Below are 13,002 nucleotides of genomic sequence, written 5' to 3'. Positions count from 1 at the left end.
CGGCGCATCTACCGCCACGCCTCTAGTCAAGTAAATTAGTCAACAATTTGCCCATTTCAATACGCCGTTGAAAGCTGGGGCAACATACACAGCAAGCGCTTAGGAGCGAGCGAGGCAGGTGGGCGGCAGCGTATCGGCCTCGGAGGACGCCGTTGGGCAGGCAGCCACGCCAAATCTGTGCCCCTGACGCAGACAGAACACGAGCCATTTCGACAGAAACAAATTGGCCTGCCACTTATCGAGCAGGGCCGGATGGGCGTAGTCCTTGCTCAATCGCAGGACGGACTGCCGCAGGTCCAGGACCTCGATCTGCCGGGCATCATGATAGACGCGCAGGCGGGCATCCGGATCCGGGCGCGGGTCGCGCTCGCCATTCACGCCGAACAAATGGGTCAGGCGCACTTGGGTGGTGTAGGGAGACTGCGCTTCGATGTTCAGATGCAAGTCGATGACGCCGCGCTGCGTCGAGGTCAGGCTGCCCGAGAGCAGCCGCAGCCCAGGCGCCAAACGCTGCATCAGCGTGAAGTTCTCCTCGCACAAAGCCATTAGGGCGCCCACGTCGGGGCGCCCTAAGAGCAGATCGGCAGCGGGCCATTTGGGGCAAGGGCGCTGCATGGCTAATCAGAGCGAGGTGGGCGGCATAACGATGACCTAGTCGGACTCAGAGCGATGCGGCAGCGCGGATCCAGGCTGCCGTCGTCATTGGCGCTGGATCAGGCCTGCTGACTCTCTTGCTGCTCGGCAATCTGCCGTTTGACCTCGGCCATGTCCAACTCCTTGGCCTTGCTGAGCAGGTCGCGGAAGGAGCCCTCGGGAAGCGCCCCAGCCTGCGAGAAAATAATGATCTGCTCGCGAAAGATCATCAGCGTCGGAATCGAGCGGATCTGAAAGTGGGCCGCGATCTGCTGATGCTCCTCGGTATTGACCTTGGCGAAGACGACGTCGTCGAAATCTTCCGACACTTTTTCGTAGACCGGCGCGAAGGAGCGGCAGGGACCACACCAAGGCGCCCAAAAATCAACGATGACGAAGTCGCTGTCCTGGATGGTGCTCTCAAAGCTGGCGGTATCAAGCTCTACAACGGCCATAGTGACTCCCCGTAAATGGATTTGCCGGGGATACTAACAGAAACACCTGCCCCTGCGGCCTAACCCCTGCGTTAACCGGGTTATCGCTCTACCGAAAGGGGCATTGAATCGGCGCTGAATCAAGCGCTGCCCAGGCCACCGAAGATACGACCACGAATCTCGTCGACCGTCCCGATACCCTCTACCTTGACGTACCTAGGAGCACCCTCCCCGCCCTGCGCGGCCCAGGAGGAGTAGTAGCCGATCAGCGGTTCTGTTTGATCGTGATAGACCTTCAGACGCGCCTTGACGGTGTCCTCGCGGTCGTCGTCGCGCTGAATGAGCGGCTCGCCAGTCTCATCGTCCTTGCCTTCGGCCTTTGGCGGATTGAACACCAGATGATAGGTCCGTCCGGAGGCCAGATGAACCCGCCGGCCCGACATGCGTTTGATGATCTCCTCATCCGGCACGTCGATCTCGACCACTGCGTCGACCACCACGCCAGCCTCCTTGAGCGCATCGGCCTGCGCCAGCGTGCGCGGAAAACCATCGAACAGAAAACCCTTCTTGCAGTCGTCCTCTAGGATGCGCTCCTTGACCATCCCCATGATGATGTCGTCTGAGACCAAGCCGCCCTCATCCATGATCTTCTTCGCGGCCTGACCAAGCTCAGTGCCTTGCTTGACGTGCGACCGGAGCATATCGCCAGTCGAGATCTGGGGGATCTTGTAGTGCGCCTTGATGAAGCCGGCTTGAGTACCTTTGCCGGCGCCTGGGCCGCCGAGTAGGATGATGCGCATAGTCTCTGTTCCTCAGTGTTTTTATTCTCGGGTTGGGCAGTGTGCCACAGCCTGATCCTGACGGACCACCGGCCACGCAAGGCCGCTCGCAACCCTTTGCGCAGGCGCCTGCGGCCCGAAAGACGAGAGGGAATCACAAAGCGTCAGCCTGGGAGCCGACCGACTCGCCGCAGCGGACCGACATCGCCCACCGCACTCCAGGCACCTCCCTGTGCCGTCGCTCAGATCGATGCCGAGCGGGCCTCAGCCGCCCGCCATCATCATGTTGAGCATCAGCTTATTCAGACGCCCGACGAAGGCCGCCGGATCATCCAGCTGCCCTCCCTCGGCAAGCTGCGCCTGGTCGAAGAGCACGAGACTGAGGTCGCCGAAGCGCTCGTCATTGGCCTCAGACTCCAAGCGCTTGACCAGCAGGTGGTCCAGATTGACCTCCAGCGTCTGCTTGGTCTTGGGCGCATCTTGGCCGACCGCCTTGAGGACGCGCGCCAGGTTGGCGCTCATGTCATCCTCGCCCACCACCAAGCAGGCCGGGGAATCGACCAGCCGGGTGCTGGGCCGCACATCGGCAACCCGATCGCCGAGCGACTGTTTGAGCCGCTCGAGCAGTGAGCCGTGCTCTTCCGCTGCCTTCTCCTTGGCCTCCTTCTCCTCCTTGTCGGCCAGCTCGCCCAAGTCCAGATCACCCTTGGCAATCGACTGGAGCTGTTTGCCCTTGTACTCCGTCAAGTGGCTGACCAGCCACTCGTCGACCCGGTCGGACAACAGCAACACCTCCACGCCCTTCTTGCGGAAGACCTCCAGGTGCGGGCTATGGCGCGCCGCTGCCGCACTGTCGGCAGCAATGTAGTAGATCTTGTCCTGACCTTCCTTCATCCGCTCGATGTAGCCGTCGAGGGACTCGCGCTGCGCACTGCTATCGCCGTGCGTGGTGGCGAAGCGCATGAGGCCGGCGATGCGCTCCTTGTTCGCGAAGTCCTCCGCCGGCCCTTCCTTCAGCACCTTGCCGAACTCATCCCAGAACGCGCCGTACTTCTCCGGCTCGTCCTTCGCCATGGTCTCGAGCAGCCCCAGGATCCGCTTGGTGTTGGCCTGACGGATGGTGTCGATCTTGCGGTTGTGCTGCAGGATCTCGCGCGAGACGTTGAGCGGCAAATCGTCGGAGTCGACGATGCCCTTCACGAAGCGCAGATAGTGCGGCATCAGCTTGTCGGCCTCATCCATGATGAAGACGCGGCGGACGTAGAGCTTGACACCATGCTTCTGGTCGCGATCCCAAAGGTCCCAGGGTGCCTTTTTCGGCACATAGAGCAGCGTGGTGTACTCGTTGGTGCCCTCCACCCGGTTGTGGGCGTAGGCAAGCGGCGGCTCGAAATCGTGCGAGACGTGCTTGTAGAAGTCGTGATACTCCTCGTCGGTGAGTTCCGACTTATTACGCATCCACAGCGCCGTGCCGCGGTTGACCTGCTCGAATTCCGGCGGCTCGCCCTTCTTTTGCTCCGCCTCCTCGCCATAGAGTTCCTTCTCCATCTCGACCGGCAAGGCGACGTGATCGGAGAACTTGCTGATGATGGAGCGCAGCCGCCAACTGTCCAGAAACTCCTTCTCATCTTCCTTCAGGTGCAGGGTCACGACCGTGCCGCGCTCCGCCTTCTCGACGTTCTCCAGGTTGTAGCTGCCGCGCCCGTCGGACTCCCAGCGCACGCCATGCTCGGCGCTCAGACCGGCGCGGCGCGAGGTCAAGGTCACCTTGTCCGCGACGATGAAGGCGGAGTAGAACCCGACACCGAACTGACCGATCAGCTTGCTATCCTTGACCTGGTCGCCGGACAAGTTCTCCAAGAAGCGGCGCGTGCCCGAGCTGGCGATGCTGCCGATGGTGTCCATCACCTCTTGGCGGCTGAGACCGATGCCGTTGTCCGACACCGAGAGCGTGCCGGCGTCGCGATCGACCGTGACCCGAATGCGCAGCTCGCCGTCGCCTTCATAGAGGCCTTCGTCGCTGAGCGCCTCAAAGCGGAGCTTCTCGGCGGCGTCCGATGCATTCGAGATCAGCTCGCGCAGGAAGATCTCCTTGTTCGAATAAAGAGACCGGATCACCAAATCCAGTACCTGGCTGACTTCGGCCCGGAACTCCAATGTTTCCTTATGCGCTTCTACTGTCATCTTCTGTCATCACCTCAACTTAACGATGCTTTGAACTCCTTGGACGGGAGTTCATATACCAAGGAAGCGTTCGAGCGCACGGGGGTCGACCCTGGCCGCACCCGCGCACGCAGTTAATCCACTATTGTCGCATGGCGGGGCGCGGATACAATGATCGGGCTTGATGCTCGACTCACCGCGTGCGCGCGAGACGGGCCCATCCCCTTACATGGCGACGCTTGATCATGCGCCCCGGGCGCGCGTTGCCGTCTCCTCCAGCCTTGCGCTGGCCGCTCAGTGAAGGCAGATCGACCACAAGTCAAGGGTTTGAAGATGGAAACGCAAAACATTGCAACGACGCCATTCGACGGGCAGAAGCCCGGCACCTCCGGCCTGCGCAAGAAGGTCAAGGTCTTTCAGCAGCCGCATTACCTGGAGAACTTCGTCCAGGCGATCTTCGACACCCAGGCCGAACTCAAGGGCGGCACCCTGGTCGTCGGCGGCGACGGCCGTTACTTCAACCGCGAGGCCATCCAGATCATCCTGCGCATGGCCGCCGCCAACGGGGTGCGCAAGATCCTGGTCGGCCGCGGCGGCATCTTCTCAACGCCTGCGGTCTCCTGCGTCATCCGCAAATACAAGACCCAGGGCGGCATCGTGCTCTCCGCCAGCCACAACCCAGGCGGACCGGACGAGGACTTCGGCATCAAGTTCAACGCCGCCAATGGTGGACCGGCGTCCGAATCCGTCACCGACGCCATCTACGCGCGCACCTGCACCATCGACCACTATCTGACGCTGGACGCCCCGGTCATCGACCTCGACGCCCTCGGCACCCTGCAGCTCGGTGAGACCGAGGTCGAGGTCATGGATCCCGTCAAGGACTACGCGGAGTTGATGGAATCCCTGTTCGACTTCAACGCCATCCACCAGCTCTTCAACTCCGGCCACTTCAGCATGCGCTTCGACGCCATGAACGCGGTCACCGGCCCCTATGCGGTCGAGATCCTCGAGAACCGCCTCGGGGCCATGCCGGGCACCGTGATGAACGCCGAGGCGAAAGAAGACTTCGGCGGCGGTCACCCGGACCCCAACCTGGCCCATGCCAAGGAGCTGGTCGCCCTCACGCAGGGCTCGGATGGACTCGACTTCGGCGCCGCCTCGGATGGCGACGGCGACCGGAACATGATCCTCGGCAAGGACTTCTTCGTCACCCCCAGCGACAGCCTCGCCGTCCTGGCCGCCAATGCCCACCAGACGCCCGGCTACGCCAGCGGCATCCGCGGCATCGCCCGCTCCATGCCGACCAGCCAGGCCGCCAACCGCGTCGCCGACTTCCTTGGCGTCGAGTGCTTCGAGACGCCCACCGGGTGGAAGTTCTTCGGCAACCTGCTGGACGCCGGCCGCATCACGCTCTGCGGTGAAGAGAGTTTCGGCACGGGCTCGGATCACGTGCGCGAGAAGGACGGGCTCTGGGCAGTGCTCTTCTGGCTCAACCTGCTCGCCGTGCGCCAGCAGTCGGTCGCCGAGATCGTCACGGATCACTGGCGGCGCTTCGGCCGCAACTTCTACACCCGCCACGACTACGAGGGTGTCGACCTCGCAGGCGCAGAAGGCCTCATGGATCACCTGCGCATCCTGCTGCCCGATCTGGCCGGCAAGACGCTCGGCGATCAGACCGTGAGCTATGCGGACGATTTCGCCTACACCGACCCCGTCGACGGCAGCACCTCCGAGCACCAAGGCATCCGCATCGGCTTCGACAGCGGTGCCCGCATCGTCTACCGACTCTCAGGCACGGGCACCGCCGGAGCCACCTTGCGCGTCTATCTGGAGTATTTCGAGCCGGATCCCGCCCGTCATCAGCAAGAGACACAGGAAGCAATGCAGCCGCTCATCCTCATCGCGCGGGAGCTTGCCCAGATCGAGGCACGCACGGGGCGCAGCGAACCCGACGTCATTACCTGAGTCCGTCACCCACCGCGCAGCACCGACCCCACCGCGCAGCACCGAACCCACCGCGCAGCACCGACCCCATGGCGCTGCGCGGGGCGCTTGGATCAGCGCGGAAAGCGTTCCGCAAATTGCTCAATCCACTCGAGCGCCGCCTCTTCGCTCGTCAGCGAACGCCCCTCTTGGTCCAGCACCTGGCGTCGGTAGTGCTCGATATGACAGACCTGCTCCACCATGCGGATGCTGTATTCGGCCTCGACCCCCTCGAAGCGCACGCCAACCTCGAAGCCGCGATCCGCCGCGCTGCACCAGACGACGACGCCATCGGCGCGGAAGACAGGCTGAGCGATGGGGATCTCGATATGGATGCTGGTCCCTGGCGAGATCGGGATTCTGGAGGTGAAGCAGAGACCACCCTCGCCGATGTCGCGCAGATAGTCGCTTTGGCTGTCGACGACATCGCGCAGACTGTAGCTGATGGGAACATCCGCCGGGTGGCGCAAAAACTGACGCTGGGTCTGGGTCATAGTCCGTCACGCACCGAGATCGATCGTTAGCCCTGCGAAAAGCATAGCGCAGCATCGGCGAATACAAGAACCCGGTGCCAAAAACGCACCGCCGGCCGCGCACCCGCATTTACCAAGCCGCGGGACCGACAGGCTATAGTGATGGCTCGTCGCACCGAGCCAACCCGACATCCAGATCTCCAAACTATGGCAGCGCATTGGACCAAGCAGGTCGCCAAATCCTTGTCGACGGGCCGCCACTCGCCTCTTCTAGAGGTCCACCTCGACACCCTGCTGCTCTGGCTGAGCAATCCAGAACACGCCCGCGTCGCGGAATTGGATCGTGCCATCGGCAGGCTGCACATGAGCCGCCAGGAGGCATGCAGGCGCGCCTTCCGACTGCTCGATGCCCTCTTGTTCGACGCCGCCGAGGGCACCTCTCCCCTGACGCCAGGTCTGCCCGCCGACGCCGACCAGGCGCGGGTCAAGCAACGATACCGGCGTTTGGTCCAGGTCTATCATCCCGACCACCACCCTGACCGCACGGCATGGGCCACAGAGCGCACGGACCGACTCAACCGCGCCTTCGAAGCGCACCGCAAGCGCGCGGGCAAAGGAACCGCGAGGGCCGAGGCCGCATCGGGGCGCAGGGCCAGCCGCGAAGGTGCAGCCTGGCCCGACTGGAGCAAGGGCGCTGCCGCACTCAAAGACTGGTTCGACAGGCTCTGGTCAAGCGCCCCAGGCCGCCTAGCAGCTCACCTACGCGGACTCGGGCGGACACAGAAGCGTATCCTTGGGGGTCTTGCGGGGGGGCTCGGCATCCTGATACTCATCATTGCCCTTCAGCCCGCGGAGAAGCCCCGCATCATCCCCAAGATCATCCACCACCCGCTCGGCGAAAGCCCGCAAGTGCCCCCCATCCCGGTCCTCGAGCCGGGTGATGATCAGGAGGATGCTAAGACAGTCGCAGCGCCCGACGCAGACACTCAGGGGCAGACTAGCGGACCCGCACGGACCCTCTTGGCGGACCAGGTCGCGCCGCCCACAGCGGCAATCCCGCCAGCGCGACGGCCGAATCGTCCGCAGGACATGCCAGCCAAAGACGAGCCCGCGCCAGCCTCAGCAATGGTCCAGCCAGAGGCCGAGCCAGGCCCGCAAGAGCCCCTCGAGCCGCCCGACCAGCCCCCAGTCTTGGCGCAGGAGGTCCCAAGGGAACGACCCAGCGCGCCAGACACATCGGCGCAGGCGTCGCACCAGGTCGCGGAGACCCCGGAGCCAGAGCCAGAGCCCGCCCAGGCAATCGCGCAACAGCCAACCCAAGCAGAGCAGGCCGGCGCCGTGCCGCCCCAGCCAAGGTTGCGACCACTGGACGCAAGCAACCTCAGCTCCATACCCGACAAGCCGCGCCTCAGCATCCCGCCCGCAGCGCCGCCGACACCACCCACACCACCAGCCGCGCCCGAGCGACCGCTTCAGATCAGCGCGGCCGACGTCGCCATCCCCGCCGCACCAGCCGTAGCCAGTCCGAATGGAGACTGCAGCACCGTGCCCGAGGTCCTCCGGCGCTTTCAGCGCTACTACCAAGCCGGCACACTCGACCAATTCATGGCGCTCTACAGCCCCCACGCCAAGGAGAACGATCTGGCGACCTGGTTCGCAATCCGCCAGACCTACGCGGATTGGTTCAGCAAGACCTCCGCCCGGCGCATCACCTTCGAGCAGCTGCAAGTCGAGCCAACCGCCAAAGGCGACCGTTGCGCGGCAATCGCCCTCTTTCAGGTCAGCTATCTGGATGCCCAATCACGGCTCGCCACCAAGGCAGGCATCATCCAACTGCTGTTCGAGCCCGACGGACGCGGACTCAAGATCTTGCGTGCACGCTACTGACAGGGACGGAGCGGCCAGCGACTTGGCTCAAGCCCAGCTAGACTGAAAGCATCAGGGGCGGGGCTCTCGCTCGACCCGCCGCGTCAGGAGATCGGCCAGAAGATCTGACAGAACCCGAGCGAGACGAGATTGACCCGCTGCCCCTGACTTCAACGGAGGCGACAACCATGATCGAGAAAATCAACATCGGCGCCGACAATGTCCTGGGCTTCAAGCTCAGCGGAAAACTGCATGACGAGGACTACAGCACCTTCGTGCCCCAGATCGAAGCGGCATTAGTCGCCACGGACAAGATCAGCCTGCTCGCCCAGTTCGAAGACTTCCAGGGCTGGGACCTCCAGGCGGCCTGGGACGACTTCAAGCTGGGCATGGAACACTACTCCGACTTCGAACGCATCGCCCTGGTCGGCGAGAAGTCCTGGGAGCGCTGGATGGCCAAGCTCTGTAAGCCCTTCACGCGCGCGGAGGTCAAATACTTCGACGCCAGCGAGATGGACGCGGCACTGAGCTGGGCTAAAGGTTCGAGCTAGCGGAGTTCGGATCACTCCGAGTGGCGTCAGGATGCCTGGCCATGCCATTCAAGCTCACAGCCCCAGCTCCTTCCAGCGCGTGCGGATGCGCTTGACGGATACGGGCGTAGCGGTGCCGAGCTGCTGGGCGAAGAGGGAGACGCGCAGCTCTTCCAGCAGCCAGCGAATCTCATCCAGGCGTGGATCCTGACGCCCGACCGACCGCGCGGCCTGCGCTCGCTCCCGCCAGCGGGCCTGGATGTCCGCCATCTCCGCCATCCATTGCCGGTCCCTGCTCGGCGCGTGCGCGAGTCGGTCGATGCGCTGACTCACCGCCTTGAGATAGCGCGGATAGTCCTTGAGGCGGGCATAGGGCACGGACTGCGCGAAGCCGCGGAACACCAGGGTGTCGAGATGGTCGCGAATGTCCATCACCGAGGGCATCCAATTGACTTGGGTGATGTTCGCCAAGCGCTTGCGCAGCGCCTGATAGACATCGAGGATCTCGCCGACCAGGGCAGAGACCTCCTTGGCGGTCGCGAAGAGCCGCCCCTTGCGCTCGGCAAGCCGCGCAGCAAAGGCCTGCTGAGCGCGGATCTCCGCGAGCCCCTCGGTGAAGGTCAGATCGAGGATAAGCGCGACGAGTTCGTCCGCCAGATCGGCGCCCTTCTCGGCCTTGACCTTGCCCCTCTGCTCGGAGCCGGATTCGCCCAGCTTCGGCGCCTTGGCATATTGCAGGCGCATCCGATCCAGGTTAGGCAGCCCGTTGCGCAGTCGCCGCAGGTCTCCGCCTAAGTGGAGCATCAACAGCCGTCGCAGGCCGGCGCGCTGGGCCTTGGCGGCATTCTCCGCCGAGTCCAGGACCTGAATGGCCACGCTGTCACCGGCGTCGACCAGCGCCGGAAAGCCGCGCAGCTTGATACCGCCACGCGTCAGCTCGACCTGTTCGGGCAGATCGCCAAAATCCCAACGCGTCATGCCCTCGCGTTCCAAATCGCTGCTCGGAATATGGGCAAAGCCTTGCTGAGCCTGGTCGGCGAATTGGCGCTTGAGTTGCGCCGGATCGTCGCCGACGGCGATGCGCTTGCCCGCTTCGTCGACGAGCCGGATCTTCATCCGCAAATGCTCGGGCGCGGCCCTTGGGTCCCAGGCATCCTCCGGAACCTGAAGACCGGTCATGGCCTTCAGCTCCTCGCCCAATGCCTGAATCAGCGGGCGATCCGAGGGCGCGAGGCGGCCCGCGAGCTTCGCGGCCGTATCCGGGATCGGGACGAAGGACTTGCGCGTCTGCTTCGGCAGACCGCGCAAGAGCGCCGCGATACGCTCCTCGATCAACCCTGGAACCAGCCATTCCAGGCGATCGGCCGAGACCTGATTGATCAGCGGCAAGGGCACGACCAAGGTCACGCCGTCGACTGTGCTGCCGGGGTCGAAGTGATACTCCAAGGGCAGCGCGGTCGCGCCGACCTGGAGGCTGTCCGGAAAGGCCTGCTGGGTGATATCGGCGGCCGTGTGCTGCATGAGGTCGGACATCTGCATGTGCAGCAGCTTCGGATCCTTGCGGCTGGCCTGGCGGAGCCATTGCTCGAATTGCGGCTTCGAGTAGATACCGCTAGGGACTCGCTCGGCGTAGAAGGCAAAGATCGCCTCCTCGTCGACCAGGATGTCGCGCCGACGCGACTTGGCCTCGAGGTGGCGCACGTACTCGATGAGGTCCTGATTGTGCCGCCAGAACGGCGCCCGGGTCTCGAAGTCTCCCTCCGCCAATCCGAAGCGCAGAAAGATCTCCCGCGACTCCGCGGGATTGATCGGCCCGTAATTCACGCGGCGCTTGGGCACCAGGGTCACACCATAGAGGGTGACCTTCTCATAGGCCGAGACCTGGCCCGATTTGGCTTGCCAATGCGGCTCGGAGTAGCTGCGCTGAATGAGGTGCTTGGCGCTATGCTCGATCCAGGCCGGTTGGACCTTGGCGGCGGTGCGACCGTATTGGCGCGTCGTCTCGACCCGTTCGGCGACCACCACCCACTTGGGCGGCTTGGCGAAGAGCCCGGAACTCGGATGGATGAAGAAGCGGCTGTTGCGCGCACCCTGAAGCTCGCGCTCGGCCTCGCGAAAGCCGATGTTGCTGAGCAGCCCACTCAGCAGTGCGCGATGGATCTTCTCGTAGCGGTCGGCCTCGGTCTTTGGGCTCCCGGCGATGAACGGCTGGTCGCTTGCGGCGGATGACTGAAACCCCATCTCGAGCATCTGCTCGCGCAGCTGCGCATGGATGTCGCGCCACTCCTGCACCCGATTCCAGGACAGGAAATGCCGCTGACACAGCTTGGTGAACTTATTGCGCGAGAGCGCCTTGCGCTCCTTCTCCAGGAATTGCCAGAGGTTGAGGAAGGTCAGGAAATCCGAGTCTTCATGAGAGAAGGTCGCATGGATCTCGTCGGCGGCCTGCTGTTTGTCGAGCGGGCGCTCACGCGGGTCCTGCACACTCAGCGCCGCTGCGATGATCAGCATCTCCTCCAGGCATTGGTGCTCGACCGCCGCCAGCAGCATGCGCGCGATGCGCGGATCGACCGGTAGGCGTGCAAGCTGACGGCCCAAGGACGTCAGATCACCCTTGGCGTCGATCGCGGCCAGCTCCTCCAAGGTCCGATAGCCGTCCGAGACCAACTTGGCGTCCGGCGGATCCACGAAGGGGAAGCGCTCGATGGCCCCGAAGCCGAGCAACTTCATCTGCAGGATGACCGCGGCCAGATTGGTCCGCGAGATCTCCGGCTCCGTGAACTCCGTGCGCGCTTGGAAGTTGTCCTCGGTGTAGAGGCGGATGCAGACGCCCGCGGCGACCCGCCCGCAGCGGCCCTTGCGCTGATTGGCGCTCGCCTGAGAGATGCGCTCGACCGGCAACCGCTGGACCTTGGTACGGTGACTGTAGCGACTGATGCGTGCGAAGCCGGGATCGATGACGTAGCGGATACCGGGCACGGTCAGCGAGGTCTCGGCCACATTGGTGGCGAGCACCACCCGGCGCGTGCTGTGCGCTTGGAAGATGCGGACCTGCTCGCGCGGGCCCTGGCGCGCAAACAGGGACAGGATCTCGGTCGAGGGCGGGTGGTGCTTGCGCAGGGTCTCGGCGGTCTCGCGAATCTCGCGCTCACCGGAGAGAAAGACGAGCACATCCCCTGCCCCGACCCGCGCCAGCTCGGCCACTGCATCGGAGATGGCCTGCTGCATCTCATCGTCGCGCTCCGCCGCGCTCTCCTCCTCGGGAGGACGGTAGCGGACCTCGACCGGATAGGTACGACCGGAGATCTCGATGATCGGAGCTGGATTGCTCTCGGCATCGGCGAAGTGCTTGGCGAAGCGCTCGGGGTCAATGGTCGCGGAGGTGACGATGACCTTGAGGTCAGGCCGCTTGGGAAGGATGCCCCTGAGATAGCCCAGCAGGAAGTCGATGTTGAGACTGCGCTCGTGGGCCTCGTCGATGATGAGAGTGTCGTACTCGTTGAGGAAAGGATCCTGCTGAATCTCGGCAAGCAGCATGCCGTCCGTCATCAGCTTGATCGAGGTCTCGGGGCGGATGCGGTCATGAAAGCGCACCTTGTAGCCCACCAGGCCACCCGTCTCGGTTCCCAGCTCTTGGGCAACGCGACTCGCAAGGCTGCGCGCGGCAATGCGGCGCGGCTGCGTATGCCCGATGCGGCCAAGAATGCCGCGCCCCAGGTCCAGGCAGATCTTAGGCAGCTGAGTCGACTTGCCCGACCCGGTCTCACCGCAGAGCACCACCACCTGGTGGTGCGCGATCAGCTCGGCGACCTCATCGCGACGCGTGCTGACCGGGAGTTCCGGCGGATAGCTGACGACGGGCACTTGAGCACGTCGTCGCTCGACCAAGGCTTGAGAATCACGCACCGCCTGCCAAAGCTTAACGAGCCCCTGATCGAAGGGCTGGCCAGTTTTCGCGCGGCGGCGCAGGCCGCGCAGCCGTCCGCGAAAGGCGTGGCTGTCGCGCGTCAGACAACGCTCGAGGTCGTGCTCAGTGGGGAAATCGGTCGCGGTCAAGCTGGGTCCAAAGGGGTCGATGGAAAACGGCAGATGAGTAGCGGCCGAATCTTAGGATGACAGGCCGATGAAGCCGGCAGCT

Annotated in this window: 9 protein-coding genes; 3 read left to right on the top strand and 6 right to left on the bottom strand. The window is 64.0% G+C overall.

Features of this window, described 5'->3' with window-relative positions; all coding sequences use genetic code 11:
* Positions 1-99 precede the first annotated feature (99 nt).
* The 4 genes from G3480_RS06830 to htpG all read right to left on the bottom strand — a co-directional run bounded on the left by G3480_RS06830 (position 100) and on the right by htpG (position 4,030).
* Positions 100-546, bottom strand: coding sequence for a DUF1249 domain-containing protein (locus G3480_RS06830; RefSeq protein WP_240905634.1), 447 nt, complete (start codon positions 544-546; stop codon positions 100-102).
* A gap of 167 nt (positions 547-713) precedes the next feature.
* On the bottom strand, positions 714-1,088 hold the full coding sequence (gene trxA, locus G3480_RS06825) for a thioredoxin (protein ID WP_164653021.1): 375 nt from the start codon (positions 1,086-1,088) through the stop codon (positions 714-716).
* A 119-nt stretch (positions 1,089-1,207) separates the two neighbouring features.
* Complete coding sequence (adk, locus tag G3480_RS06820) at positions 1,208-1,867, bottom strand: adenylate kinase (protein ID WP_164653019.1); 660 nt, start codon at positions 1,865-1,867, stop codon at positions 1,208-1,210.
* A gap of 243 nt (positions 1,868-2,110) precedes the next feature.
* Entirely contained in the window at positions 2,111-4,030 is a 1,920-nt protein-coding gene (gene htpG, locus G3480_RS06815) for a molecular chaperone HtpG (protein ID WP_164653018.1), read from the bottom strand.
* A 312-nt stretch (positions 4,031-4,342) separates the two neighbouring features.
* On the opposite strand from htpG, the gene G3480_RS06810 reads away from it, so the two are divergent.
* A complete protein-coding gene (locus G3480_RS06810; RefSeq protein ID WP_164653016.1) occupies positions 4,343-5,977 on the top strand; it encodes an alpha-D-glucose phosphate-specific phosphoglucomutase in 1,635 nt (544 codons plus the stop codon).
* Positions 5,978-6,069: 92 nt separating this feature from the next.
* Here G3480_RS06810 and G3480_RS06805 read toward each other — a convergent pair whose 3' ends face one another.
* Positions 6,070-6,489: a PilZ domain-containing protein gene (locus tag G3480_RS06805; protein WP_164653014.1), complete on the bottom strand. Its 420-nt coding sequence runs from the start codon at positions 6,487-6,489 to the stop codon at positions 6,070-6,072.
* A gap of 186 nt (positions 6,490-6,675) precedes the next feature.
* Here G3480_RS06805 and G3480_RS06800 point away from each other — a divergent pair, with 186 nt between their 5' ends.
* Both G3480_RS06800 and G3480_RS06795 read left to right on the top strand, forming a co-directional pair.
* Complete coding sequence (locus G3480_RS06800; RefSeq protein WP_164653012.1) at positions 6,676-8,355, top strand: J domain-containing protein; 1,680 nt, start codon at positions 6,676-6,678, stop codon at positions 8,353-8,355.
* 167 nt (positions 8,356-8,522) lie between these two features.
* Complete coding sequence (locus G3480_RS06795; RefSeq protein ID WP_164653010.1) at positions 8,523-8,885, top strand: SpoIIAA family protein; 363 nt, start codon at positions 8,523-8,525, stop codon at positions 8,883-8,885.
* Between the two features lie 54 nt (positions 8,886-8,939).
* On the opposite strand, the gene hrpA is transcribed toward G3480_RS06795, so the two are convergent.
* Positions 8,940-12,920: an ATP-dependent RNA helicase HrpA gene (gene hrpA / locus G3480_RS06790; RefSeq protein WP_164653008.1), complete on the bottom strand. Its 3,981-nt coding sequence runs from the start codon at positions 12,918-12,920 to the stop codon at positions 8,940-8,942.
* Between the last annotated feature and the right edge of the window lie 82 nt (positions 12,921-13,002).

Source organism: Thiorhodococcus mannitoliphagus, assembly GCF_010915725.1.
Lineage (GTDB): Bacteria > Pseudomonadota > Gammaproteobacteria > Chromatiales > Chromatiaceae > Thiorhodococcus > Thiorhodococcus mannitoliphagus.
This window is presented reverse-complemented; position numbering and strand designations above follow the sequence as displayed.